The following is a 25837-nucleotide window of genomic DNA, read 5'->3' as shown; positions in this document are numbered from 1 at the left end:
TTGTCTCGCTGTTGTTCTTTCTCCCCTCTCCCGCGCAGTGGGAGAGGGCTTGGGGGTGAGGGCTGGAGGTTCTGCTTGCTGACTTGTCGCAATTTGCACCGCTTGCCCTCTCCCCCGCCCCTCTCCCGCATGCGGGAGAGGGGAGCAAACCGTTGGCGAGTTGAAATTCAACCTGCCATGACTTCTCCACCTGCCACCGGCAGCGCCTGACCTGTGATGGCGGATGCCGATGGCCTGCACAGCCACGCCACCGCATCCGCAACTTCCTCGGGCTGCACCAGTCGCTTCTGCGGATTGCGTGCTGCCAGTTCCGCACGGGCCTCGGCTTCCGTGCGGCCCGTCTTGGCAACGATGTTGGCAACGGCATCCCGCACGATGTCGGTTTCCGTGTAGCCGGGGCAGACCGCGTTCACCGTGATGCCCTTTGTCGCCAGTTCCAGCGCCAACGCGCGCGTCAAACCGATCACGCCGTGCTTCGCCGCGCAATACGCGCTGACGTAGCCATAGCCGATCAGCCCGGCGGTACTCGCCACGTTGACGATACGGCCCCATCCACTTTCCAGCATCGCGGGCAGCGCGGCCTGCGTGCAGACGAACGTGCCCGTCAGGTTCACGTCGAGCATGCGTTGCCAGAGTGCGAGGTCGGTTTTTCCGAACGGTGCACTGTGCGCCTGCCCCGCGTTGTTGACCAGCACGGTGACCGGCCCGCGCGCTTTCGCTGCTGCCGCGAAGGCACCGGAAACCGCATCGGCATCGGTGATATCAGCCGGTGCAATGCCGAGTGCGGCGCCTTCAACAACAAACGATGACAACCCATCGGCAGCCGCATCGAGCACTCCACCATCGCGTCCCACGAGCGTCACGCTGGCGCCGGCCATCAGTAGTCGCTGTGCGATGGCTGCACCGATGCCGCGTCCACCGCCAGTCACCAACGCATGCCGGCCGTTCAGTTCGCGTTCCATGCTCACTTCCCCGGCGGTTGCGCGTACGATGCCGCGCGCGCCACGTTGGTTTCGAGTTGGCGCTTGCCGGCCACGTACTGCTTCGGCCACGTCACATCGCGGAAGCCGAGTTTTGCAGCCTCGTGCAACGTCCAAGCAGGGTCAGCCAGATGCGGACGCGCAATGGCGCACAGGTCTGCGCGGCCTGCGGCGATGATGCTGTCGACGTGATCGGCCTCGAAAATCGCGCCCACGGCAATCGTCGGAATGCCCGCCTCGTTGCGGATGCGATCGGCAAATGGCGTCTGGTACATGCGGCCATACACGGGCGACTGATCCGGGCTGACCTGCCCCGACGAACAGTCGATCATGTCGGCGCCGGCCGCCTTGAATGCACGCGCAATCTCCACGGCATCGTCGGCCGTGATGCCGCCTTCCACCCAGTCATGCGCGGAGATCCGCACGGACATGGGGCGATCCTGCGGCCACACGCCGCGTACGGCGGCGAAGACTTCGAGCGGATAGCGCAGCCGATTGGAAAGCGGACCGCCGTATTGGTCCTCGCGCACATTGGTCAGTGGCGAGATGAAGCTCGACAGCAGATAACCGTGCGCGCAGTGCAGTTCCAGCCAGTCAAACCCAGCCTCCGCCGCACGGCGTGCATTGGCCACGAAGTCATCGCGCACGCGATCCATGTCGTCGCGCGTCATTTCAAGTGGCACCTGGGATATCTCGGGCATGTAGGGCAATGCCGAGGCCGACACCAGCGGCCAGTTGCCTTGGGCGAGCGGATAATCCATCTTCTGCCAGCCCAGTTGCGTCGAACCCTTGCGGCCCGCGTGACCCAACTGGATGGCAATCTTCGTGTCGCTGTTCGCGTGTACGAAATCGACGATGCGCTTCCATGCATCGCGCTGGGTGTCGTTCCACAGGCCCGGGCAGCCCGGCGTGATGCGCGCGTCGGGCGAGACGCAGGTCATCTCCGCCACCACCATGCCCGCCCCGCCCATCGCTCGCGCGCCAAGATGCACGAGGTGGAAATCGCCAGGCACACCATCGGTGGCCGAATACATCGCCATCGGGCTGACCACGACACGGTTCTTGAGCGTCAGGCCGCGCAGGCGGAATGGCGTGAACATCGGCGGCAAGGTTTTCCCGCCAGCCAGCCATGCTTCAAACCCTTCGACGTATTCCGCATCACGCACGCGAAGGTTCTCGTGCGAAATCCGTTGCGACCGGGTCAGCAGCGAATACGCGAACTGTTCGGGCGCCATGCCCGCATAGCGCTCGACGTTCTCGAACCATTCGGTAGAGTTGCGCGCGGCGTTCTGGATCTTGAGCACTTCCACGCTGCGCGTGGCTTCGTAGCGCGTCAGTGCATCGGGCAACTGATCGACCCCGGCTGCGCCCCGCTGGTCGATTTCATTGGCGAGGTCAATCGCATCCTCCAGTGCCAGCTTGGTGCCCGAGCCAATCGAGAAATGCGCGGTGTGCGCGGCATCGCCCATCAGCACCACCGGCACGCGACGGCCATCGGCCAGCGTATTCCAGTGAACCCAGCGTCGGCAGATCACGCGCGGGAAGCGAATCCAGTTGGCCGAGCCGCGCAGGTGCGTGGCGTTGCTGATGAGCTTGTGTCCGTCGAGGTAGCGCGCAAAGAGTTTCTCGCAGTACGCCACGCCCTCTTCCTGACTCATGCCCTCGATGCCAGCGGCGCGCCACACGCGTTCCGGCACTTCCACGATGAAGGTCGACGTCGTGTCATCGAACCGATAGGCGTGCGCCTGAAACCAGCCGTGCTCGGTCTTTTCAAACGCGAAGGTAAACGCGTCGAACAGTTTGTGCGTGCCTAGCCAGACAAAGCGGCACTGGCGCGTATCGATATCGGGTTCGAAGGTTGCGGCGTAGCGGGTGCGGATGCGGCTGTTGATGCCGTCCGAGGCCACCACGATATCGGCGTTGTATTGCCGGGCCAGCGCCTGGTCGTCGGTGGCATCGGTCTCGAAAACCAGCCGCACGCCCAGTGCCTCGCACCGCGCCTGAAGAATGTTCAGCAAACGCTTGCGACCGATGCCGATGAAGCCGTGACCACCGGAGCGAATCGTCTGCCCGCCGAAATGGATGTCGATATCGTCCCAGTGGTTGAACGCCGCGTTGATCTCGGCCGCGCTGACCGGATCCGCCACTTTCAGGTTCTCCAGCGTCGCGTCGGAGAACACCACGCCCCAGCCGAAAGTGTCGTAAGGCCGATTGCGTTCGACCACCACTACGTCACGGGACGGGTCGCGCAATTTCATCAGCAATCCGAAGTAGAGGCCGGCCGGGCCGCCGCCTATGCAAAGCACGCGCATCTTGTCTCCTGCTTGCCGTCTAAAGTGCGTTGACGGCCTCTACATCAAGGTTAAATATTTTATGCTTCAAATATTAGGCCGCATGATGACGGTTGGCAAGTAGGTTTTCCGCGCCCCCTTCATCTTAGGAGGGGGCGCGCCACTTTGTTACCCGATCGCCGCCTTCACCTGCTCCAGCGCCGTGGGGTCCTCGATCGTGGTCAGGTCACCCGGATCACGGCCTTCGGCCACGGCCTGGATCGCCCGCCGCAGCAGCTTCCCCGAACGTGTCTTTGGCAGCGCATTGACGAAATAGACCCGCGCCGGGCGCGCGACGGCGCCCAGTTGCTGATCGACGGTCTTCATCAGTTCGCCCTCGAAAGCCATGCGGTCGGCATCGGTCCCGGTTCGGCTGGCATCGCGAGGAATGCAGAACCCCAGCGCTACCTGCCCTTTCAGCGCATCCTGCACGCCGACCACGGCCACCTCGGCCACACCCGGATGCGATGACAGGCTTTCCTCGATCTCGCGCGTGCCCAGCCGGTGACCGGCCACGTTGATCACGTCATCGGTGCGGCCCAGGATGAAGACATAGCCATCTTCGTCGCGCACGCCCCAGTCAAATGTGGAATAGCACTGCCGATTCGGCACCGCTTGCCAGTACGTGCGAAGGAAGCGGTCGTCGTCGCCCCAGACCGTGGTCATGCAGCCCGGTGGCAGTGGATAGTCGATTGCCACCACGCCCTTCTGGTTGGGCGCGCATTCCTGGCCGGTCACCTCGTCGACGATCCGCAGGTCGTAGCCATAGGCCGGCACTCCCGGCGAGCCGAGCTTGGACGGCAACGCCTCTACGCCGCGCTGGATCGCGATGATCGGCCAGCCGGACTCGGTCTGCCAGTAGTTGTCCACCACGGGCTTGCCGATCCCATCCTGGATCCATCGCGCGGTGGGCTCGTCCAGTGGCTCGCCGGCCAGGAACAGCAGGCGCAGGCTCGACAGGTCGTGGCGCCGCAGCAGTTCCGGGTCCTGCTTCTTGAGCACGCGAATGGCCGTGGGTGCGCTGAACATCAGGTTCACGCCATGTTGCTCGACGATCTTCCACAGAATCCCGCCGTCGGGACGGATCGGCGTGCCTTCGTACATGACCGTGGTCATGCCGGCCAACAAAGGGCCATAGACGATGTAGCTGTGCCCCACCACCCAGCCGATGTCCGACGCGGTAAACATCGTGTCGCCCGGCTTGCCACAGAAGATGTACTCCATCGAGGTCGCCAGTGCCACGGCATAGCCGCCCGTGTCACGCTGCACGCCCTTGGGCTTGCCCGTGGTGCCGGAGGTGTAGAGCACGTACGAAGGCTCGCTCGACTCCATCCACACGCACGGCACGTCCTGACCGGCCACCTTGTCGCGCCACGCTGCATAGTCTTCGTCGCGCCCGGCGGTGCGTGGCATCTCGGCCAGTCCGCGATCCACCAGCAGCACCTTCTCGGGGTGATGACCGGCCAGCCGGATGGCTTCGTCGAGCAGCGGCTTGTACGGCACCACCTTGCCGGCGCGCGATCCGGCGTCGGCGCTGACGATGACCTTGGGCTTCGCATCGTCGATGCGCGCCGCCAGGCTGACTGACGCAAACCCGCCGAACACCACCGAGTGCACGGCGCCAATGCGCGTGCAGGCCAGCATCGCGAACATCGCCTCGGGAATCATCGGCATGTAGACCAGCACGCGGTCTCCGCGCTGCACTCCCAGCCCCTGGAGGATGGCCGCCATACGGCTCACTTCGTCGTGCAGTTCCCGATAGGTGTACGTGCGTTCCGTCTCGGTCTCGGTGGAGACGTAGACCAGCGCGCGCTGATCCGCACGCGCGGCGAGGTGCCGGTCTATCGCGTTGTGGCAGATATTGGTGCGCCCGCCGACGAACCAGCGGGCGAACGGTGGGCGACTATCGTCGAGCACGCGCTCGAAAGGCGTCTCCCAATCAATCCTCGCAGCCTGCTCGGCCCAGAATCCCGCCTTGTCGGACAGGGAACGCGCGTGCAGCGCACGGCTTGCCGTCATGATGTGTCTCCTCCGCTTCTATATCTATGTGTGGAATGCGGTGCGGATGGCAGCGGCGTTGCCGGCAGTGCAGTCTCGGAAGCGTCTGGCTTGCAGCTAATTACCGCAAACCTCCGGGTTCTTCACCACCTTGGCACGGATGCCGTCCATCTTTTCTGGAGAATCTACCATGACCGCATCAATGCCCAGCCGTTTGGCGTCACAGTACGCCGCCTGATCGTTGACACCGAAGGCCACAAGGTTCGCCGCCCCTTTGGCGCGATAGCATTTGACCGATGCCGGAGTCCAGAACAAGGCGTCCACGGATGACCGCCCCTCCCCCAACGTGAAGGTCTCGACCACTTCCACCTTGCGGCGCAACTCGAACCCCGCCCAGGTGCCCGATGCGGGGGCCGGTGTGCTGCATGTCTGCCCCAATGTCGCGCTCACCAGCCGGCCTCGCGTGGTATCGCGCGATTCGAATACTCGGGCGCGAGGCCACTGTGCAAACGTCTGCTGGTAGTCCTGCTCCGTGGAGTAGATCAGTACACGACCCCAGGCGTTCTCGGACGCCAACACTTGCGCCACGGCAGCAGTCTGCGTAGCGGCGGGCATCGCCTTCATATCGAGAATGATCGGCACTTCCGCAGGTATGAGACGCAGTGCCTGGCGCAAGGTGGGAATGCCGACGGGGCGGGTGCGATACGGATACTGCTTGATGCCGTCGGCGCTGGTCTCGGCAAATTGCCAGCCAGCGTTCAGTTGCGCGAGCGTCGCGGCCGGCCAGTCGGCGACCTTGCCAGTCCCGTTGGTCAGAGACTCCAGCGCAGCCTGCCGGTACAGTACCGGCACGCCATCGGCGCTGACCTGCACCGACAGCCAGATCATGTCCGCACGCTGGGCCAGCGCCGATTCGATGGCGACGAGGGTGTTCTCGGGGCGATCCGCCGTGCCGCCGCGATGAGCCACCAGCTTGGGCGCGGCGGTCTCGGCGGTGATTGGCGAGGTGGTGTCGTCGTTACCGTTGTCGCACGCGGCACCAAGGCAGGCCACGATGAGTGGCATGCCCAGCAGGATTCGGAACAGGGACATGGAGATGAGCAGGAGGATGGAAACCTGTCATCTTCCTTTGCTTCGTTGACGAATATCCTTGAGATGTGTCAATGCACATCCTGTCCCGCCACGTTGGCAGGACAGGATGCCGTCACATCGGTCCGCCCGGCAGACACCCGGCGCGTCTTAGCGCGTATGACCCTTGGCCGATTTGGCTGTGGACTTGGTCGCAGCCGGGGCCTTGCTCGACGACTTTTCCGATGTCTTGCTGGCCGTTTTGCGTGGCGTGGCTTCGGCCACGGCGCGCTTGCGGGGTTCTGCGGCAACCTTCGTGGACTTCGACGATTTCGCGACCGCCCGGCTCTTGCCGCGCGCCGCAGCCCGGGGCGCATCATCCCCATCGTCGCCACGCTCGGCCCGCGCCGCTGCCGCCGAGTTCGGACGCAGCATCAGCACCAGGCTCTGCCCCGCCACGAGCTTGCTGCCCGACAGCTTGTTCCACGACTGCACCTGCCGTGTGCTCACGCCATAGCGGCGCGCCACCGACGACACCGTGTCACGCCGCCCGGCCTTGACCACCACGCGTTTGGCGTCCGGCACGTCGGGCTCCACGGCCAGCATCGCGGTATCCACCAGCGACGCGCTGATGTCCTGGTCATGCCGGTCCGAGCGCGGAATCATCACCGTCGAGCCGGGCTTGAGCCGCATGCCCTTTGGAATGCGGTTGATCTCTCGCAAGGTGTCGGCATCGACATTGAGACGCGCCGCCAGCGACTCGACCCGCTCGCGGCTATCCACCGTCAATGCCGTCCAGCTCGACAGGCCGCCACGGTAGGTGTTCAGGTTGTACTGAAACCGCTCGGCGTTATCGAACGGCAGCAGGATCTGCGGATTGGCCGCGCCCAGGATGACCGGGCGGTTGAACGAGGGGTTCAGCGCCTTGAACTCGTCCAGCGGCATATTGGCCAGCTTGGCCGCCAGCGCCACGTCGATATCGCGTGACGTGGTGACCGTGACGAAGTACGGATGGTCCGGAATCCCCGGCAACCGCACGCCGTAGACAGCGGGGTTGGCGATGATGTTCTTGACCGCCTGCAGCTTCGGCACGTAGTACCGCGTCTCGTTCGGCATGGTCAGGCTGGCGTAGTCCGTGGGCAGCCCGCGCGCCTGATTGCGCGCAATAGCGCGCGACACGGCCCCTTCACCCCAGTTGTAGGCCGCCAGCGCCAGATGCCAGTCCCCGAACATGTCATAGAGCCGCGAGAGGTAGTCGAGCGCGGCGTCGGTGGACGCCAGCACATCGCGCCGCTCGTCGCGGAACATGTTCTGCTTGAGGTTGTAGCTCTTGCCCGTACTCGGGATGAACTGCCACATGCCCGCGGCCTTGGCCGTTGACTCCGCCTGGGGGTTGAAAGCGCTCTCGACAAACGGCAGCAATGCCAGCTCGGTGGGCATCTTGCGCCGTTCGAGCTCCTCCACGATGTGGTACAGGTAGCGGCTCGACCGGCCCACCATCCGTTCCATATAGTCGGGACGCGCCGCGTACCACTGCGTGCGATCATCGACCAGCGTGCCTTCGAGGTCAGGCATTCCGAAACCCTTGCGGATCCGGTCCCAGATATCGGTGGACGGGCCACGCAGCCAGTCGACACTGGTCTGGTCCACGTTGACCACCGCGGTGCCGGGCAGGATGCCGGCGCTACCTGTGCTGTTGAGGGTGTTAAGCGGGTCCTTCTTCGGACCGGATTCCAGGGCGGTCGGCGTACCGGCCATCTCGCCGGCAGGCGGATTGGGAGTGCCGGCACACGCTGCAAGCAGCGCGGCACTCGCAATTACCGCCAGAAATCGACCAAATCGCATTAAGTTCTCTGAAAGTGACGCCAAAAATGTGGGCTGATCCTATGGAAAAGCCGAGTTGGCGTCAATGAGATTTTCCCCAAGATGCAATTTGGTGCGGCCCTCGTCCGCAGGACGGAAGGCGAACATGCCTAGCGGAAGTTGTCCTTCCATCCACGCAGCGCCCCAAATGCCGCGGCATCGTTGCTGACATCGCCGCCCTGCCCAGCCACGGCGCGTCGGACGGCGGCGTCGCGGGAGCGCAGGAACGGATTGACGGCCCGCTCCTGGCCAACCGTGGTGGGCACCGTGGGAATGTCGGCCTGACGCAGCGCGTCGACGCGCGCCGACCATGCGGCCAGGTCGGCATTGTCTGGCTCCACGGCCTGGGCAAAGCGCACGTTGCTGCGCGTGTATTCATGAGCGCAGTAGACCTTGGTCTCGGCGGGCAGCGCGGCGAGCTTGTCCAGCGAAGTCAGCATCTGCGCCGGTGTGCCTTCGAACAGTCGCCCGCAGCCGCTGGCGAACAGCGTATCGCCGCAGAAGACCGCCGGCCCGGAGCCGGGCAACCCGGCCGCATCCGCCGTGTAGGCGACATGGCCGGCGGTGTGCCCCGGCACGTCCAGCACGCGGAAGGTGGCAGCCGGATGCCGCAGCGTCACGAAGTCGCCTTCGCGGACGGCCTGGGTACGGTGGCCAATGCGCTCGCCCGCGGGTCCGATGACCGGAACCGGCGCACCATCCGGACCTGCAGGATGTGCTTCCAGCAGGTCGGCCACGCCGCCCTGATGATCTCCATGGTGATGCGTGATTACAATAGCGCCCAGTGCCAGACCGTGTTGTGCCAGAAAGCGCAGGACGGGCGCGGCCTCGCCCGGGTCCACGACCGCGGCACTATGCCCGTCATGGATGGCCCAGATATAGTTGTCCTGGAATGCGGGGATCGGCTCCACTTTCAACATGTGTGCTCCTATGTCCAACCGAGCGATTATAGATTGGGAAGAATGGCTCGCTTCACCGCCCGGGCAATACATGCTCCGGTGGGAGGCGCAGCAATACGACCGGACGGTCGCGGACATCTTCGGATACCACGCCGTGCAGTTGGGCCTGCCCCATATCGACACCTTGCGCGAGAATCGCATGCCGTTTTCGGCACTTGCGCTCGACGGCCGGGCGGGACCCCACGGGCCGCGCCAGACCCACCCGGATGCACGGCAACTGCTGTGCCGGTTCGACGAGTTGCCATTCGAAACGCAGAGTATCGACCTGCTGACGCTGCCGCACGTGCTTGAATTCTCGGAGGACCCGCACGAAGTCCTGCGCGAGGTCTCTCGGGTGCTGATGCCCGAAGGCCGGGTGATCGTCACGTGCTTCAACCCCATGAGCCTGTGGGGCGCCCGGCAGGGCCTGAACCGGCTGGGCGCCACGCCGTTCCTGCCCAGCGATGCGCAAACCACCGGTTTCGTCCGTATCAAGGACTGGCTCAAGCTGCTGGGCTTCGAGATCGACGGCGGCAGCTTCGGCTGCTACTGCCCGCCCTACCGGACCGACCGCTGGCTGCAGCGCGCGGCGTTCATGGAAAAGGCCGGCGACCGCTGGTGGCCGATCTTCGGCTCTGTCTACATGATTTCGGCCGTCAAGCGCGTCAAGAACATCCGACTCGTAGGCCCAAGCTGGAAAACCGCCAAACCCGCCCTCAAGCCAGTGGCGGCTCCCGTGGCAACCCCCACCGGCACACACGGCAAGGCCCGGACAACCACGCCTGACTCGAGTATCTAGGTTCCAGTCAGGTTCCAACATTCAGCAATGCAAGAAATTACGATCTACTCCGACGGCGCCTGCAAGGGCAACCCTGGCCCGGGCGGCTGGGGCGCCGTGCTTGTCTCCGGCGAACACGAGAAGGAACTGTTCGGCGGCGAGAGCCCCACCACCAACAACCGCATGGAGTTGATGGCCGTGATCGAGGCCCTGCGCGCGCTCAAGCGGCCGTGCATCGTCAATATCTATACGGATTCCCAGTACGTGCAGAAGGGCATCAGCGAGTGGATCACTGGCTGGAAGGCGCGCGGCTGGAAGACGGCCGACAAGAAACCGGTCAAGAACGCTGACCTCTGGCAGATCCTTGACGAGGTCCGCCAGCCACACACCATCTCATGGCACTGGGTGCGCGGCCACAACGGTCACCCCGGCAACGAACGCGCCGACCGCCTGGCCAATCGCGGTGTGGAATCGCTGAACGCCTGAGCGCACCGAGCGACGGGAAGCCCCGCCGCGACGCGCCTGAATTTTCGCCTCCCCTGCCGACCGTTTACAATCCCGCCCCATGCGACAGATCGTTCTCGACACCGAAACCACCGGCCTGAACCCAGCCACCGGCGATCGCCTGATCGAAATTGGCTGCGTGGAAATGGTGAACCGCCGCCTGACCGGCCGCCACCTGCACTTCTACGTCAACCCGGAGCGCGATGTGCCCGAGGAAGCTGTGGCCATCCACGGCATCACCGCCGCCTTTCTGGCCGACAAGCCGAAGTTCTCGGAAGTCGTTCACCAGATTCGCGAATACGTACAGGACGCGGAGCTGATCATTCACAACGCGTCGTTCGACCTGGGTTTCCTGGACATGGAGTTCCAGCGCGAAGGACTACCGTCGTTCCGCTCGCACGCCGGCAACGTGATCGACACGCTGCGTGAAGCCCGCACCATGTTTCCCGGCAAGCGAAACTCGCTCGACGCCCTCTGCGACCGTCTCGGCGTCAGCAACGGGCACCGCACGCTGCACGGCGCACTGCTCGATGCCGAAATTCTGGCCGAGGTCTACCTGGCCATGACGCGCGGCCAGAACTCGCTGGTCATCGATGCGCTGGACACCAGCGCCGCCCAGGGCGAAACCCGCACCACGGCTGACCTGTCCGTCCTTACGCTGCCCGTGCTGCTTGCCAACGAAGCGGAGGTTTCGGCCCACGCCAGCGTCCTCAAGGACCTCGACAAGGCCAGCGGCGGCAAGACCGTATGGAAGATCGAAATCCCTTCCGAAGTCCCCACCGGCGCGACGGTTCAGTAAGGCCGAGTCAATTTCTCGAAGAAAGTCCAAAAAAGGGCTTTACAAGATACAGGCCCATCGGCATAATCTCGTTTCTCCGCTGCACGACACCAGCAACAACGGTGACGAAGCAGAAAGGGGTGGTTAGCTCAGCGGTAGAGCACTGCCTTCACACGGCAGGGGTCACAGGTTCAATCCCTGTACCACCCACCAGTATAATGGTCAGCAACACCTAACGTTGCCTGAAAACCCCGGCGCCAAGCGGCTTCCGGGGTTTTTTGTTGCCTATCGTTGCCCGTGGTTGACCAGCACCAACCATCACTTTTTGGGGTAAGTAATCGGGTATGGGGGTATAGTTTTCAGGGTACGGAGTTTTTACACCATGCCCAAGCGAATCCTCCCCCTCTCTGACATCCAGTGTCGCCAGGCCAAATACAGCGCAGAAGGCGGCAACCGCCTCCGCGATGGCGGCGGTCTCTATCTGGAACTTCTCCCCAGCGGCGCCAAGAAATGGCGCATGAAGTATCAGAAACCGGGATCCAAATCCGAGAACCTCCTCACGTTCGGCGACTATCCTGCAGTCGGCCTAAGTGCAGCGCGCGAGCGCCGCGACGAAGCGCGCGCACAGCTCGCGGATGGCACCGATCCGGCTCTCGCCCGCGACGTGGCCAGAGCCACCGTCTCCGAGGCCGCACGCAACACCTTCCGTGCCGTTGCAGAAGAGTGGCTGGAACACAGGAACGATACGTGGAGCGCCGGTTACGCCCAGAAGACGAAACAACTGCTGGAACGTGATCTCTATCCGGACCTCGGCCAGCACCCCATTGCATCGATCACCCCCGCATTCCTTCTCACCGTCGCACGCAAGATCGAAAAGCGCGGCGCCTATGAAATGCCGCGCCGTGCCCTGGTCACAGCCGGCCAGATTTTCCAGTACGCCATAGGCACGGGCCGCGCGACCGTTGATGCTTCTGCAGGAATGGTTGCCCAACTAAAGCCTCGCCCTCCGGTTCAGCACTATCCGCACGTGTCAGACGTGCAACTACCCGACTTACTCCAGCGTATCGATCGATACACGGGAAGGCCGGAGACCGTCGCCGCCGTCAAGCTGGCCGTCTTGACCTTCATTCGCGGCGGAGAGCTGCGGTACGCAGCATGGTCGGAGTTCGACTTTGCGAATGCGGAGTGGCACGTGCCATCTGGCCGCATGAAAGGTCGGCTGTGGCACAAGCTTTCCGGAACACCGCACGTGGTGCCGCTATCTCGCCAAGCCATCGCCCTTCTCGAAGACCTGAAGCAATACACGGGGCACTTCGCCCTACTGTTCCCTGGCGCCGTGAGTGTCCTCAAGCCTGTCACTGGCGAGGCGCTGAACAAGGTGTTTCATTCGATAGGCTTCAAAGGTCAACAGACTGTCCACGGGCTTCGTGGCCTTGCGTCCACGCTTCTGAATGAGTCGGGTCTTTTCGATCCGCGCGTCATTGAGGCACAGCTCTCCCACAAAGAAACCAACCAAACTATTGCGGCATATAACCACGCCAAGTACATGCCCGAGCGTCGCCGGGTAATGCAGTGGTGGGCTGACTTCATCGATCAGCGCGCAGCCTCTTCTAGCACGACAGAAAAAGCCGCAGCATAGGAACGGGGACCAAACATGACACAAGATCCGAGAGACACAAAGACGGTGCTGCAAAAGAAAATCCGCGAGTCAGTCGAGCAAATGGAAACGATGTTTGCGGAAGCCTTCGGCATTCGCCTGGAAGAAGGCTTGCCGGAAGTGGAGGACGCTTACGAAAAGAAATTTGGTGTGCGGCCCAACGGGAACATCATGGCGTTGCTTGGGATGGTCGCCCGCTCCATGCAATCGCACGTCGCCGGTACCGCACCGACTGCATCTCCAGAAGCTGCCGCCATGGACATTGCATGTATCGAGGCCGCTGAACTATTCCTGCGCAAAGCGAGACCGCGCAGCGTGACCAACGAACCCATACTCGACGGCATTGCCGAGGGCATGACGAATCTGCAAATGGCACAGGCGTCATTGGACGACGACCTCATTTTCGAGGCCGTGCATTTTCTTCTGGAAGCAAAGTTCAGCCTCGGAGCAAGCCATGGACTCATAGTGCAGCGGCAGGATCGCCGGCAAATTGCGTCGCAAGGGGCGAAGGGTCGAGGGAATACTTATGACAAGCGCAGGAACAAGGCTCTGACCTACATCAGGGACCACATCAGCCCTAAAATTTCCGCCGAAGACGGTGCTTCGCGCATGATCCGCATGAACGAGTTCAATCTGTCGCATGCTCAGATCTCAAAACTCATTCGCGAATATCGCCTGGAACAGAAGAATCAACACGGCTAAATGTGTTCGCAAGAGCCTAGCGTGATACCCATTTTGCTAAGCAAATAGCAGCGGCGCTAGGCAAAATAACTTTTCGCCTAGCATCCCACCTTATCATCCAGCGCATCACTCCGTAGCCTCACGTCATCCGAACTGCAATAGTTCGCTACATGAGGCTACCGATGGCAAGCACAGCCAAAAGTTCGACACGCACTGGTACGGCACCCCCTACCAAAGCTCGACATCCCTCCACCCCGCGACTTGAGCGACTACCCCAACTTGGGCGCGGGCGCTGGCAAGACATTGCCCCGTTCGTCGGCATCAGTCGCGAAAAGTGGCGCCAGCTCGTGAACGAAGGCAAAGCGCCCCCTCCCCTTCGGCTCACCACCCGCTGCACCCTCTACGACTTCTCGGCAGTTCATGCCTGGATTGCAGACCCTGCCAATTTCAATGCGAAGGAAGCCCAATGACTGCCACTCCCAGCACTCGCGCCCACCTCGCCGGCACTCAGACCGCCGCGCGGTATCTGACCCGCCTGGAGACTTGCGCAACCCATGGCGCGTGCATGCCCTATTCGGAGCTTCACAGGCAGCTCGTGGCATTGGGTGGCCTTCATCGCGAGGAGTCCATCGGTTTCTTGCAACACCTGCAGGACCAGCTGCAGTTGATGCACTGCGGCCCCGCCCGAAATGCAGGAGTAGCCCTGCCCGGGACCATCGGCAGCATCGTGCGGAGGCACATCGATGAGTGGTATTCCGGAACGTCCAACCGCTCCCTTGTCGATGCTCTTAGCGACGCCGTTGTCGACGTCCTCACGAGTCATCCACGGGAGGCGCCACATCTCGCGAACGCTGGGGCTTGGCTGCAGGCGACACACGACGTGATTGTCGACGGCCCTCCATTTCGTCCGACATACATGCCGCCGTGGGATCCCACCCCGTCGCCCTCCACTCCGACAAACAGTGCTGGAGGTGCGTAATTCTGCGTAATTCCTTGCAGGGTGCCGTCTGCCTTGCAAGCCAGTACCAGCGCGGCGCCATGCCTCTACAACGGGTGCATAAAAACCGCTCGATGAAGCGCGCGGGTGAGGCGGGGTCTCAACCGCGCGCTGAGGGTTGAACGCCCAGCCTATCCCGTCGCAGAGCAACAGGCGTCCTGAGCGCGCCGCAAGCGTGCGCTGCACATCCGCCTCGATAGCTCCGCAGGTCCAACTGCGTGCCGTGCGCCCTGTGACGCCCGCCACCTTGTTGTTAACGACAACGGCACAACACGATGCCGTTGCGATGATCTGCACGCTATCGGGACACTATGTTCGCTCTGAGCAGCATTGAGTAACGCCGAGCAATACGGAGTCGTGTTGTTCGTACCTTTGAACCTAGATGAGGAAGACAGATGATGAGTCCGCAAGCCGGAACCTCCACGGCATGCACCGTTTCCGGTCTCGTCCTGCACGACACCGGGACTGCGGAAGCAGAACGCTTCATGCGACTGCCTGAAGTCGTGGCTGTTTGTGGCCTGCCCGCATCGTCCATCTACGACAGGATGCGGCGCGGCGACTTTCCGAAGCCAGTGCCCTTGGCTGGCAAAAGCGTCGCCTGGCTCTCCAGCGAGATCAGGCAATGGATGCAGTCACGCATTGCGTCACGTCGGCCGTAACCCATACCACTATGACCACACAACCACTCAACCAGGAAGTCCAGACAGCCTTGGACCGATACCGCAACGCGGTGACCGCATTCGAATCTGCCGTAGGCACAGCGAACAGAATGAAAGCGGACTTGGAGAAGCACACCAAGGCCGCACAAGCTGCAGATGCTGAAGCGCTTGCCGCGCGCAACGAAGCAGCGTCACTGATGCGCGATTCGGATGCTTCGATGAAGCAGCTTCGCGACCTGAAGGGAAAAGAGCGCGCTGCTTACACGCTTGCGGAGGACTACCGGTCCATCATCGCAGAAGTTCAGCTTGCATTGGATGAAGCAACGCTCGAAGCTCGCGTCGCGCATCTCGCGGAATCGTACGCCTACACAGGGCTTGTAAGTCAGCATGCAGAAGAGCTGCTGCGCTCCAGCAGTCAGACGCTCCAGCCCTTTGCCCATGCGATTCATATTCTTGCGGACGCGTACTCGTGCCAAGCGCGAGACCCAGGCGGCGCTCAATGGGAGAAGCTGGGCTACGCGACCGCAATGGACGCAGCTCTCGAAGAAGCCTTCTCGGTCGTTCGCAAGTGCGTCAAGGAATATGGCAAGACATCTGCGCACGACCACGTGCTCTCCAACATCGAGCGCCCCTCCGGACGTGCCAATTTTCCGCCGGCCTACGCGGCGACGGTGCAAAGGGTGCGCACCGAACTTTCCAAGCGCAAAGCACGGCTCCGTGAAGCTGCTGCGGACACTCTCTCCTAAGGAAACATGATGCAAGCAGAAAAATGCCCGAAGTGCCGTGCCCTGACACCCGCCGAAGGCTACGTTGAATGCGGCAGTGGAAATCGTGAGGCACTGTATCGCTGCAAGAACTTGCGCTGCGAACACATGTTCTCCCGGTCCGACAGTGCCCGCTTGACCGCAAACACTGAGCGGTACTCGTCGCAACACAGCGACACCATCACAACCGACTGCTGACATTTCTGCGCACGGGCGGCGGCCGCTGATTTGATCCCCGTCCTTGCGAAGGAGCACTTGTTTCCTATGAGAATGGACTGCCCGCATTGCGGCTCGAAAGCAAACATTCGCACCAGCCGCTCTATCTCCCGCATGACGCGAGAACTGTACTGCCAGTGCGCGAATCTCAACTGCGGTCACACGTTTGTCAGCCTGGTGGAAGTGGTACGCACACTTTCTCCGAGCTGCATCCCAGACCCCGACATTGCCCGGCAGCTCGCAGGCCGCTCGGCCAACGCAATGCCGGCCCCGGATCAAGCCGGGATCCGACCACTTTCCGCCCAGCTGAAGCCGGGGAGATAGCAACCTTGACACCCTGAAGCAGATGATGAAGAATTCAACCGTCACCGAAACAGCGGTGACCGGGTGTGGAAACCCGATCAGTTCTAGGCGGACAGCCGCCTCTTGCGGCATTTTTTTCGTCCGTTGCGCACGCGCGCGCCTACACTTTCTATGGCGGGCCGGGCGGGGCAGCCTTCGGGCTGGCCGGTTTCCTAGAACGCCGGTTTTCCACCCCCGCTGTCAGGCCCGCCACCCCTCATGTGGAAATGAGCGGCGGGCTTCCTTTTTAGTTCTAGGAGGCCTCCAATGCCTATTGACCTCGCTCGTCCTGAGCAGACTGCATTTCCCCAAATCCTCGCCATTGTTCGCGTCGCTTTGCGCGACGCGGTTGATGCCCCCACGGAACGCGCATCGCTCGACATCGTTGGCGACGCCCTGGTCGCCGTCGCAGCCATCGCCCAAGCGGAGGTGCGCCATGCATGAGACTCAGCACCTCACAGGCAATCAGCTCGCCTTCTTCCGGCAACGCGATATGCTGTCGCAGCTCGTGTCGCAGATCCGCCCGGCGAACCGCCAATCCAAAGCAGAGCTGTCCTGTGCCGTTGCCCAGATCAATGCACTGAGCGAGAGCATTCGAGAAACCGCACAAGACAGCTGCCACGAGCTGCTGAGGGTAAGCGCCGGCCTCGAAGGCATCCTGCGCTTCCTTGACCTTGAGAGCGATCGATCCCCCGCCCATCACAGCCTGCATTGCTTGCTGAGCCCCCTCAAACAACGCCTGGACGAAGCACTGAGCCATGTCCATGACATGTTGTGAGGTCGCCCATGCATACACAGGCCAATCCCGCCTTGCGCGCGTGGTTCGATGACCTCAAGCGCAGCATCGATTTGCACGACGTGGCTGAGCGGTTGGACCTAAGGCGCAGCGGCGCCAAAGGCAACTATCACAGCCCTCACCACACCGACAAGAGCCCTTCTCTGTCGATTTATGACAATGGACGTTCTTGGAAGGACTGGTCTACCGAGACAGGCGGTTCCTGCATCGATCTCGTCATACATTGCCTCCCCGACATCGATGGCCCGATGGACGCAGCCAAGTTGTTGGGGGACTGGTACGGGATGCCCATGCCAAGTACCGAGCCGCGCGGCCTTCCGGCTAAGAAAAGCACGGAGGAATACATCGCGGATAAAGCTCGCGCTGATGCAAGTCCTGCAGTTTCCTATCTATTGGGCCGAGGCATCGATGAAGCGGTCGCGCGCCGCGCCATTAAGGCCGGCACCGTTGGATGGAACACCTGGCAAAGCCAGAAGGTTCCGGCTGGCGAAGTTGGCCACGGTGGGCCTGCGGCCGCGTTCATCGTTTGCGAGCCGAGCACAGGTCGCGTCGTGGCTGTGGATCTTCGGTATGCAGACCCCACGCTGAATGGCAACGTCAAGACGCAATGCCAAGGTGAAAAGCTCGGGCATGGATGGACGAGCGACGCCATGCGACTGCGCCGCGCACACACTGTGTTTGTCGTCGAAAGCCCGATCAATGCGCTGTCCGTCGAATCGTGCCATCTTGCCGACGGCACTGCGGCGTTTGCCATCCGGGGCACCACCAACGTGGACAAGATCGATTGGACATTTCTCCGCGGCAAGCGCGTCATGATTGCGCTCGATCATACCGATGCCGTCAACGAGCGAACCGGCAACCGTGCCGGCCTAACCGCCGCATGGAAGCTGTCAGAAGCCCTGACAGCGGCGGACATCGGCGCAATGTTCGTTGACATGCAGGATTGGGAGGAAGGACAGGACATTAACGATGTCCTGCAGCAGCTCGGGGTCGATGAGCTGACCAAGCGGCTCAAGCGTCTTGAGCATTGGCTGATACCAGGCATGCCGGGAGGTGGCGAGCGCCTTGAAGGAACGCGCCGGGTTTTTCTGCCGAGTCATGACTTTGCGGTCTACTGGCGCTTCCGTGTCAAAGAAGATTTCACGCAATACGTGCAGAAGTACAAGGAGGGGGACGGTGATGATGGCCAACCACGCCGCTCTGAAGAAATTGGCGACCTCTGTTCGTTCCGCGTCGCCAGCTTCTCACGCTTGCGCATTCAAAGCCATCTGGCGACCATTAACGGCACACCGGACAACCAGCCTGAGACGGTCTTCGGCATCAGTGCGCAAGTGCCACGCCATGGAGCAGTCTTACAGCGCGAAGTTGTTGGCGATGACAAGCTCTACAACCTCGAATGGTGGCGGGGAAAATTTGGGCATATCTGGATGCCCGCCAACTTCGCGCGCATGGTCAACGTCTTGGAGCGGGCTGCCGAGCTCGGCGCGCGTGATGTGGTCAACTTTGTTGGGCTGGCGTGGCGCGGCGGTGAGCTCGCGGCTCTTGAGGGCAGCGATTGCTATTTCATTGAGCCACAGAAGCAATGCCTGTACTACAACATGACCTTTCCGCGTGGAACGCGCCAGAACGCTCGCGCGGTCATCAAAGCGTACCAGGCAACCTTCCGAAACAATGCAGCAGCCATTGGACTCGTTTGGGCGCTTGGAACGCATCTGAAAACGGTCCTTGGCTTCTACCCACATCTGCAGATGCAAGCCGAAAAGGGCTCCGGGAAATCCAAGCTGCTGGAAAGCCTGCAAAGCACCCTCGCCTTTCAAGTTCTGTCTGGCCAAATGCTGAAGACGGACCACCGCCGCCGCGCCTCTGTCTCATGGACAACGCAACCCGTGGGATGGGATGAGTTTTCCAAGTTGCCCAAGGCAGTTCTGTCGGACATCGACGGTCTGCTGCAGTCCACGTATCGCTTCGAGTTCACACGTGTTGGCTCATCTCTCACGCCGTACCTGATGTGCGCCCCTGTCTTGCTGGCCGGTGAAGAGGTAGACGTAGCGAGCCTGCAGTCAAAGATCTGCCGCACGTCACTGGCGGTGGCCAGGCAGGGAGCAATAGTCCCGCACAACACGCCACAGTTTCCGGTGTGGGAATGGCTGCAGTTTCTTGCGGCCATTGAGCCTGCGCGCATTAGAGACCTTCACGAGGCCTTCATCGCCGAGTGTGTGAAGCGCAGCGGTGTCGCATCACCCGACGCCACCGCGCGGCGCATGATGGAGAACTACGCGGCTGTTATGACAGCGTGGGCATTGTTGGCCGAGTTCACCGACATCGATGTCGACCAGGGCGGCTTTGTAGAGGACGTCCTAGCGGAAATGACTGCTCACATTGCAGAAACCGATGGCGCACGCCTGCCGTGGTTTTGGGTAATGGATGTTTTGCTGTCCGAGCTAGCTGCGCGCCGCTTTGAATTCCCCCGCTGCTGGGACACCGTGCAGACTGACGAAGGAAATGTCATGGCCCTGTTTGTCCGACCGAGCCACGTCATGGACCATATCTCGACAGCACCGCACCTGCGGCAGAAGTTCGACTCGCTGCCCATCAAAACGGCACGGATCTTCAAACAGCAGTTGCTGCAGTCCGGCGTCGTACCGAAGCATGCCGGCAAGCTGCTGGACGATGTTGAAAAGCGCATCCATGGTCGGCGCCATGCCCACATGACCGCCATCAGCGTCCCGAGCCTGGAACGACTCGGCCTCGCGGCTATACCCGAAATCGAAGATACTCGATAGCCGCGCCGTAGCGGTCCCTCTATCCGCCCTCTACCAGGCCCGCCATGCGCGGGCCTTTGTTTTGGGCTTTGCCCGCTCTCCCAGATTGCTGCCGGGCTTCCTCCAGCCACGCCCGACGCTTCCTATAGCCTCATTGGGATTGGATACCGCGCAATGAAAAAATGGGCGTGGCACCGTGTAATTCGACCGGTAAGTCTTTGATTTATAAGGAAACAAGCATCACAATTTCTCTTGCTCTTGCCACACTTTGGCCGCCGTTTGCCACACCGGGTGTTTCGGCGCCACCCCCGGCATTCCTTCTTTTTTTCTTTTAAAATCAAAGAGAAAGAGAGAGAAAGGCTGAGAAATGACAGAAGGCGGTGTGCCACAGTTTCAAAGGGCTGCCTATTTTTTGAGCCACGGAATCGGCGACGCCCCACACCTCATTGTGTGGCGATCCTTGGGCGCGCATTTCTTGATTTATCGCGCCTTACAGAGCAGCAGAGGGGCGTTGCCACATTGCCACGCCGTTTTCTATGTGTCCCGCAGTGGATTGGAAGGGAGGGACAGCCAGGCTGCTATAGTTGGCTCGTCTCGCCAGGCGCGCCTTCCATGTCTTCCAACTCCGTCGATAGTCATTGATTTTGCCGGGTGGAAGTCATGAGCACACAGGCAACCCCAATCGTCAGCCGCAGATCCGCGCAAGAACTATGAACACACAAGACGACGATAGCGCTCGTTGGCCTCTACTGGGAGACCCCCGCCGTCAGGCCGTAGCGGCCTTAGGTGGATACGACTACCAAATCTGGCGATCGGTTGAAGCATGGCTACGCCTTTCCGAGGGCGACACGTTGTTCTTAGAGTGCGCAGAGGACTACGATGTAATCAACGCTACCAGCGCGCAGGCCGTGCAGATCAAGCGTTCCGCCGAAGACATATCGTTGGGCTCTGCTGACGTCCGGACAGCCATCGTTCAATTTTGGAAACTATGCGAGCGAAATCCGGGACGACGGCCATCGCTGCGCTTTCTGACTCGGGGTGGCATTCGGGCCGAGCAATCGAAATTTTTTGGCAAAGAAAAAGGGATTGATGTCTGGCGAAAGGCCGCAGCCGGCGATGATGTCGCTGCTTCTTCAATTGGCCGCTATCTCGCTAGTTATGAGTCGCCGCCCACTCTGGACAAATTTCTGCGGGAGGCGAATCCATCAGAGCTCCGCGAACGCCTAATCGCGCCCATTGACTGGGTAACTGAAGAAGAAGATTCCGAAGCAGTACGGTTGGCAGTAAGGCGGATGACTATCGAGATGGGAAGACTCGCCGGCATCTCCGCCTCCATATCCGTGTCGGCGGTGGACGGGTTTTTGGCCCGGTGCTGGGAAGCAGCCTGCCAGCCGACAGCACAGTTGCGAAGTTTGACCTGCGAAGATCGCCAGTTGACATTTGAGTCAAAGACTAGCCTGGTGATCCCTGCCGCTAGCGGGCTACTCGCTCAGATGGGCGATGCGCTCCTTGCCCAAGCCTTTCCTCAGGGCGGTTCGGGCCGTCTTACGTTCTTACCAACACCTCTGGATCTCGGCCAGCCTCCGCTTCCGGATTTTCCCTTAGAGCGTTCTGCCGTCATAGACCGAGTTCTGTCTGCGTTATCGAAGACGCGTGCAGTCCTCATCGTCGGATCAGAAGGCAGGGGTAAGACAACGGTAGCAAATCTCACCGCTCGGCGGATCAATGCCCCCGCACGCTGGATCGACTTCTCCGGAATTGACGACCAAGCGCTGCTGCCGACGGTCGAATCCGTACTAGTTCGACTGCGCAGTGCGGGCAATAGACAGGTAATCGTACTGGACGATTTTCCCGTTAGTGAAGGGCTTACGGATGCGAATTGGACTCGCCTAAGGCTGATCATTGAGGAGTGCCACGCCCGACACCACGAATTGATCATCACTGCAAAAGGCGTACATATCGAAGCAGTTGACCCACGTGTCCGCCTAGCAAAGATCGAACTAGTCGACGTACCTGATCTATCTCTCGAAGAAATATATGAGTTCCTTCGGGCACTCGGATGCAATGAAACGGAAGCGCAGCGCTGGGCGAAATGCACGCTAATCCAAACCGGCGGTGGCCATCCAAAGCTAGTTTATTTGCGAGGACTGGAACTTCGGGAGGAAGGATGGCCCTCTTCTACGATCGACTCGTGGATTACCCCTCCCCACAGCATTGACGAAGCCCGCACAGTCGCGCGTCAGACTGCTTCACGCACATTACAGATTGAAGCTCGCGAGCTCCTCTATTCACTGAGCCTTACGTCCCTACCCTTCCGACGTGATGTGGCACTACACGTTGGCAGCAAGATCGATGGGCTGTCCGCACCAGGAGACGTTTTAGATCAGCTAATCGGACGATGGGTAGAAAGCCAAGGGAAAAGCAGCTTTCGAGTTACGCCCCTGCTCTCCGGCCAAGCAAAGCTTGCCTGGCCAGAGCGCAAGGTGGAAGAGGTCCACGGACATCTCTTCGACGCGTTCATCCAGCGTAAGAATATCCAAGTCAATGAGGCATTTCAAATCCTGATGCATGCTTGGCAAAGTAAAGACCAGGCACGCCTCGGCAACATGCTTACCTCACTGATAATGGAAGACGGCGACGCAAAGAATGCGGTGTACGAGGACCTCGCCCCACTTTTGCTAATGGGATCAAGCGGCACAGATCCTGCCGTGCCATTCAGTGCTACTTGCTCAATACTTCTGCGGACGCTTCAGTTCAAAGTAGCTCAACAAGAGAAGCCTGATCTTTTAGAGAAAGTGGCCTGCAGATGGTCGGAAGAGATTGAACGCTTGCCTCACGGTCAACTCCGTGAGAGCAGTCAATTTATCCGAGCCTTTGTCGTCTCTGCTGCCACAGGGGGCAACCTTTCTGCCGCAACCATCATTCACGCCATCGAGGATCTGGTACGCAATGAATCCCGCTTCCCGGAACTTATTGATGGCATGTCCCGACTCCGGCACTTGCCAGGCCAGCCCGATCTCGGAGACGATCTCGTACCGGTCCTCTTTGGATTCATGTACTCACGTTGCGAGACTATCGAGTATCAAGATGCCATCCTTACTGCCCTGAGTGCATGCAGTTCTCACTCGAGAGAACGAATGCTCAAGGCATTCAGCATTCCGTTCTTCGCAAATCACAGCCTACTAATTGATCGTGCTTGGGTAGCCGAATCCAAGCGGCCTTCCCCTCGTTGGGACTATGCGTGCGCGATTCTTAGCAGAGCAATCGAGCTTGCCAGCGCATGGAAATGTGACGCCTTGCTTATTGCGTCTACGCGCCCGCTTTCGATTATCTACGAAGAGTATCTCGGGCTACAGGATCGATCTATCGAATGCCTTCGCCAAGCTGCAGAGATCGTTGGAACTCACCCGGATCTGCAAGAGCAAGAGGCAAACGTGTTGTTTCATCGCAAGCAGTACGATGATGCTCTGAAGTTGTGGGAGCTCTGCTTACGACCAGATGGCCGCTTCGCCGACCTTAACTACCGAGATCCTTTCGCTTTTCGTAAGGCAGCGATTTCTGCTGGATCGCTCGGACTCTACGAGAAAGCTTCGGAGTGGTTTGCAGAAGCAGCGGCATCCGCCTCGACGATGAAAATGGAAGCTACGGCTGCAGGCGCCCTCTTTGATGCTTCCTTTTGTGCCTTTAAGGCGCGCAGTTGGCACAAGTCGATCGCGCTTGCGTGGGCCGCCCTAGAAGCACTACAGAACGAATATGACCCTTCGGATCAGTTCGCACACTTTGCGACCAAGAAACTTGGTGGCCAAATTTTGTTATGGATGATGGGACAGGTCCGTGACGACTATCGATCGTTACCAACCCCAGAACCTGTCTTAGGTCAGTGCAGCAACCCCGGGAAAGACGCAAGCATCGCCGAGTTGCCTGCCAACCCGTATGAGCTCAGCGCCGTCATGTTGATGGAGATTGCATCGAGAATCCGCGTTTCAAATCCCGATCTCGATGCGGAAAGGGAGAGGATCGCGCTTAGCCGCTCGCCAACAGTCGCGTTTCAATTTTGGTCCCTAAAGTGCCACGAATGCATTATTGAAAACGAGCCACGTGAGCTCGCAGTCAATCTTATAGGGTTGCAACGCTCTAGATGGTTGGGGGCAGCCCAAGCACGAGTTGGTGGAAACGCCCTTTACAGATGCGAGGAAACACCAAATGAGGCAGACAGGGAAGCACGCATTGGCGGTGGCGCCGCATTCCTGCTAGTGCTTTTTATACTCGCGTCCACGGACCAGACCGGCCAGGCTGTCATGTCAGCCTGGCGAACTACGCTTGACACTAGCGAAGATGCAGACCTTCTCAAAAAAGAGCTTGATTCGGTTTCGGAGTATTTTTTAGTTGATGCCGACACAGCCCTCATGACCTTTCGCGACAAGGGTACTGCGTCCATTGCCAAGCTTTGTGCAGCAGCACGCCTACTGCTAGAACAACGCAGGTCTTTTGCGCAAACGTCCCTCTGGCTTACGGCTCTCTTGACTTGGCTCTGGCAGTCCGACGCGCAACTAATTTTGTCAGGATCATTGAACTCCCTTGCGGACATCGCCGCCAAGCTATGCAGACCTCACTTGGATACGCCGGCTTTATTCAACGTTCCGAGGATCAGTGTCCCACTGCTTCGTAGAGCCGTTGAGATCGAAACAGAAGGAGGAGCCCAGAGGCTATTGAAAATTATGGAAGCTGTCGAAATAGCTTCTGGAATTGCATTGCCAGCAGTACTTAGACAGGGACTAGGTGACGCCGCGTCAATCGAGAAGGCGTGCGCTGTCGGAGACGGTCAATAAAATTGCTGGAAGCCTTGTGGGCTTCAACGCTACATGCACGGAGATGCCATGATTCAGGAATGGGATATTGCGGGAAAGATCGTTTTTCCGGTTCTCGTCGCAATAGTGGTAGCGCTGATCAACAAACGCTTAGAGTATCGACCCAAGTTGATCATGTACGTCGCACATGCGGCCGGCTTCGCTTTGCCGCCTCAGCCGGCTTCGCTACCCGCCCCGGCGACCGCGTCCCCGCTTGCAGCCGCCGATGAGGCGGAGGGAAATTTCGAACCTCGAGAGGACAGCGCTTCTAACCCGACGTCAGGCTCAGGCCAGGCCCAGGTTCCCGGCGTTCAACTTCACGTACATGGTATCGCGGTGCGAAATGCCGGAAAGAAAACAGCCTTCAATGTCCGAATCGGCCACAACTTGAAAGTCCATCACTACACCATCGAACCGCGAGTCAAACACGATACGTTTGAAGGGCCTGACGGAGGGTGGGAGATCTTGATCCCCTCATTGGTACCTAATGAGCAAGTACTCATTTCGTACCTGTACTTTCCACCTATTGTCTGGTCACAGATCCATAGCTACACGAAGTCGGACGAAGGCTTCGCGCGGTATTTGAATGTCTTGCCAACGCCCCTTCCTCCGCGTTGGCTCATTGTTGTGTTTGGCTTCTTTTTCTATTTTGGCATTGCAGCTCTCGCATACTTCGCGGTAGCCGCCATCCAATGGCTTGTTGTGGTTACTAGCGCCCTTGCGCGGTAGCGCTGCACAACAGCTAGCCTAGCGCCGTCAAAGCGCCTTAAAAACAACATTTTGCGCTAACGCCAGTTTTCGGGGTATGCAATAGGGTATCCAAAGCACGGCGAGGTACTATGCCACTGATTTTAAAGATGAAATCCGCTGAGTTCTGAC

General features: G+C 60.4%; 19 protein-coding genes and 1 tRNA gene. 14 read left to right on the top strand and 6 right to left on the bottom strand.

The window, feature by feature from the left end; translation table 11 throughout:
- Window positions 1-167 precede the first annotated feature (167 nt).
- From ABDB81_RS02735 to gloB, 6 genes are all read right to left on the bottom strand, one after another.
- The gene (locus ABDB81_RS02735) at window positions 168-962 is read right to left on the bottom strand and encodes an SDR family NAD(P)-dependent oxidoreductase (protein WP_346809663.1); all 795 of its coding nucleotides are present in this window, start codon (window positions 960-962) and stop codon (window positions 168-170) included.
- A gap of 2 nt (window positions 963-964) precedes the next feature.
- Window positions 965-3292 (bottom strand): bifunctional salicylyl-CoA 5-hydroxylase/oxidoreductase, encoded by a 2328-nt coding sequence (locus ABDB81_RS02730; protein WP_346809661.1) that lies wholly within the window; start codon window positions 3290-3292, stop codon window positions 965-967.
- A gap of 147 nt (window positions 3293-3439) precedes the next feature.
- Window positions 3440-5329 carry a propionate--CoA ligase gene (locus ABDB81_RS02725; protein WP_346809659.1) on the bottom strand — a complete coding sequence of 630 codons (1890 nt, stop codon included), beginning with the start codon at window positions 5327-5329 and terminating at the stop codon, window positions 3440-3442.
- A 96-nt stretch (window positions 5330-5425) separates the two neighbouring features.
- Window positions 5426-6400, bottom strand: coding sequence for a glycerophosphodiester phosphodiesterase family protein (locus ABDB81_RS02720; RefSeq protein ID WP_346809657.1), 975 nt, complete (start codon window positions 6398-6400; stop codon window positions 5426-5428).
- Between the two features lie 147 nt (window positions 6401-6547).
- Window positions 6548-8221: a transglycosylase SLT domain-containing protein gene (locus tag ABDB81_RS02715; protein WP_160472680.1), complete on the bottom strand. Its 1674-nt coding sequence runs from the start codon at window positions 8219-8221 to the stop codon at window positions 6548-6550.
- Window positions 8222-8349: 128 nt separating this feature from the next.
- Window positions 8350-9159, bottom strand: coding sequence for a hydroxyacylglutathione hydrolase (gene gloB, locus ABDB81_RS02710; protein ID WP_346809655.1), 810 nt, complete (start codon window positions 9157-9159; stop codon window positions 8350-8352).
- A gap of 10 nt (window positions 9160-9169) precedes the next feature.
- Here gloB and ABDB81_RS02705 point away from each other — a divergent pair, with 10 nt between their 5' ends.
- The 14 genes from ABDB81_RS02705 to ABDB81_RS02640 all read left to right on the top strand — a co-directional run bounded on the left by ABDB81_RS02705 (window position 9170) and on the right by ABDB81_RS02640 (window position 25687).
- Window positions 9170-9976, top strand: a complete 807-nt coding sequence (locus ABDB81_RS02705) for a methyltransferase domain-containing protein (protein ID WP_346809653.1) — start codon at window positions 9170-9172, stop codon at window positions 9974-9976.
- Window positions 9977-10003: 27 nt separating this feature from the next.
- Window positions 10004-10441, top strand: coding sequence for a ribonuclease HI (gene rnhA, locus ABDB81_RS02700; protein WP_137924228.1), 438 nt, complete (start codon window positions 10004-10006; stop codon window positions 10439-10441).
- A 79-nt stretch (window positions 10442-10520) separates the two neighbouring features.
- Window positions 10521-11258, top strand: coding sequence for a DNA polymerase III subunit epsilon (gene dnaQ, locus ABDB81_RS02695; protein ID WP_137924229.1), 738 nt, complete (start codon window positions 10521-10523; stop codon window positions 11256-11258).
- A 117-nt stretch (window positions 11259-11375) separates the two neighbouring features.
- A tRNA-Val gene (locus ABDB81_RS02690) sits at window positions 11376-11450 on the top strand.
- Window positions 11451-11619: 169 nt separating this feature from the next.
- Entirely contained in the window at window positions 11620-12876 is a 1257-nt protein-coding gene (locus tag ABDB81_RS02685; RefSeq protein WP_346809651.1) for an integrase arm-type DNA-binding domain-containing protein, read from the top strand.
- A gap of 15 nt (window positions 12877-12891) precedes the next feature.
- Window positions 12892-13596, top strand: a complete 705-nt coding sequence (locus tag ABDB81_RS02680; RefSeq protein ID WP_346809649.1) for a hypothetical protein — start codon at window positions 12892-12894, stop codon at window positions 13594-13596.
- Window positions 13597-14967: 1371 nt separating this feature from the next.
- Entirely contained in the window at window positions 14968-15231 is a 264-nt protein-coding gene (locus ABDB81_RS02675; protein WP_346809647.1) for an AlpA family transcriptional regulator, read from the top strand.
- Window positions 15195-15977 carry a hypothetical protein gene (locus ABDB81_RS02670; protein ID WP_346809692.1) on the top strand — a complete coding sequence of 261 codons (783 nt, stop codon included), beginning with the start codon at window positions 15195-15197 and terminating at the stop codon, window positions 15975-15977. The genes ABDB81_RS02675 and ABDB81_RS02670 overlap by 37 nt, the downstream gene beginning before the upstream one ends.
- A 282-nt stretch (window positions 15978-16259) precedes the next feature.
- The gene (locus ABDB81_RS02665; RefSeq protein WP_346809645.1) at window positions 16260-16535 is read left to right on the top strand and encodes an ogr/Delta-like zinc finger family protein; all 276 of its coding nucleotides are present in this window, start codon (window positions 16260-16262) and stop codon (window positions 16533-16535) included.
- Window positions 16536-16820: 285 nt separating this feature from the next.
- Window positions 16821-16997 (top strand): hypothetical protein, encoded by a 177-nt coding sequence (locus ABDB81_RS02660; protein WP_346809643.1) that lies wholly within the window; start codon window positions 16821-16823, stop codon window positions 16995-16997.
- Window positions 16990-17331 (top strand): DUF1484 family protein, encoded by a 342-nt coding sequence (locus tag ABDB81_RS02655; RefSeq protein ID WP_346809642.1) that lies wholly within the window; start codon window positions 16990-16992, stop codon window positions 17329-17331. The genes ABDB81_RS02660 and ABDB81_RS02655 overlap by 8 nt, the downstream gene beginning before the upstream one ends.
- An 8-nt stretch (window positions 17332-17339) precedes the next feature.
- Window positions 17340-20132: a toprim domain-containing protein gene (locus ABDB81_RS02650; RefSeq protein ID WP_346809640.1), complete on the top strand. Its 2793-nt coding sequence runs from the start codon at window positions 17340-17342 to the stop codon at window positions 20130-20132.
- 689 nt (window positions 20133-20821) lie between these two features.
- Window positions 20822-24940 (top strand): hypothetical protein, encoded by a 4119-nt coding sequence (locus ABDB81_RS02645; protein WP_346809638.1) that lies wholly within the window; start codon window positions 20822-20824, stop codon window positions 24938-24940.
- A 48-nt stretch (window positions 24941-24988) separates the two neighbouring features.
- The gene (locus tag ABDB81_RS02640) at window positions 24989-25687 is read left to right on the top strand and encodes a hypothetical protein (protein ID WP_346809636.1); all 699 of its coding nucleotides are present in this window, start codon (window positions 24989-24991) and stop codon (window positions 25685-25687) included.
- The last annotated feature ends 150 nt before the right edge of the window (window positions 25688-25837 follow it).

This window comes from Cupriavidus sp. DL-D2 (genome assembly GCF_039710735.1).
In the GTDB taxonomy this organism is placed as follows: Bacteria; Pseudomonadota; Gammaproteobacteria; order Burkholderiales; family Burkholderiaceae; genus Cupriavidus.
This window is presented reverse-complemented; position numbering and strand designations above follow the sequence as displayed.

Excerpts from the sequence above, each read along its gene's own strand:
- ABDB81_RS02735 (WP_346809663.1), bottom strand. The coding sequence starts at position 962 with ATGGAACGCGAACTGAACGGCCGGCATGCGTTGGTGACTGGCGGTGGA.
- ABDB81_RS02730 (WP_346809661.1), bottom strand. The coding sequence starts at position 3,292 with ATGCGCGTGCTTTGCATAGGCGGCGGCCCGGCCGGCCTCTACTTCGGA.
- ABDB81_RS02725 (WP_346809659.1), bottom strand. The coding sequence starts at position 5,329 with ATGACGGCAAGCCGTGCGCTGCACGCGCGTTCCCTGTCCGACAAGGCG.
- ABDB81_RS02720 (WP_346809657.1), bottom strand. The coding sequence starts at position 6,400 with ATGTCCCTGTTCCGAATCCTGCTGGGCATGCCACTCATCGTGGCCTGC.
- ABDB81_RS02715 (WP_160472680.1), bottom strand. The coding sequence starts at position 8,221 with ATGCGATTTGGTCGATTTCTGGCGGTAATTGCGAGTGCCGCGCTGCTT.
- gloB (WP_346809655.1), bottom strand. The coding sequence starts at position 9,159 with ATGTTGAAAGTGGAGCCGATCCCCGCATTCCAGGACAACTATATCTGG.
- ABDB81_RS02705 (WP_346809653.1), top strand. The coding sequence starts at position 9,170 with ATGTCCAACCGAGCGATTATAGATTGGGAAGAATGGCTCGCTTCACCG.
- rnhA (WP_137924228.1), top strand. The coding sequence starts at position 10,004 with ATGCAAGAAATTACGATCTACTCCGACGGCGCCTGCAAGGGCAACCCT.
- dnaQ (WP_137924229.1), top strand. The coding sequence starts at position 10,521 with ATGCGACAGATCGTTCTCGACACCGAAACCACCGGCCTGAACCCAGCC.
- ABDB81_RS02685 (WP_346809651.1), top strand. The coding sequence starts at position 11,620 with ATGCCCAAGCGAATCCTCCCCCTCTCTGACATCCAGTGTCGCCAGGCC.
- ABDB81_RS02680 (WP_346809649.1), top strand. The coding sequence starts at position 12,892 with ATGACACAAGATCCGAGAGACACAAAGACGGTGCTGCAAAAGAAAATC.
- ABDB81_RS02675 (WP_346809647.1), top strand. The coding sequence starts at position 14,968 with ATGATGAGTCCGCAAGCCGGAACCTCCACGGCATGCACCGTTTCCGGT.
- ABDB81_RS02670 (WP_346809692.1), top strand. The coding sequence starts at position 15,195 with ATGGATGCAGTCACGCATTGCGTCACGTCGGCCGTAACCCATACCACT.
- ABDB81_RS02665 (WP_346809645.1), top strand. The coding sequence starts at position 16,260 with ATGAGAATGGACTGCCCGCATTGCGGCTCGAAAGCAAACATTCGCACC.
- ABDB81_RS02660 (WP_346809643.1), top strand. The coding sequence starts at position 16,821 with ATGCCTATTGACCTCGCTCGTCCTGAGCAGACTGCATTTCCCCAAATC.
- ABDB81_RS02655 (WP_346809642.1), top strand. The coding sequence starts at position 16,990 with ATGCATGAGACTCAGCACCTCACAGGCAATCAGCTCGCCTTCTTCCGG.
- ABDB81_RS02650 (WP_346809640.1), top strand. The coding sequence starts at position 17,340 with ATGCATACACAGGCCAATCCCGCCTTGCGCGCGTGGTTCGATGACCTC.
- ABDB81_RS02645 (WP_346809638.1), top strand. The coding sequence starts at position 20,822 with ATGAACACACAAGACGACGATAGCGCTCGTTGGCCTCTACTGGGAGAC.
- ABDB81_RS02640 (WP_346809636.1), top strand. The coding sequence starts at position 24,989 with ATGATTCAGGAATGGGATATTGCGGGAAAGATCGTTTTTCCGGTTCTC.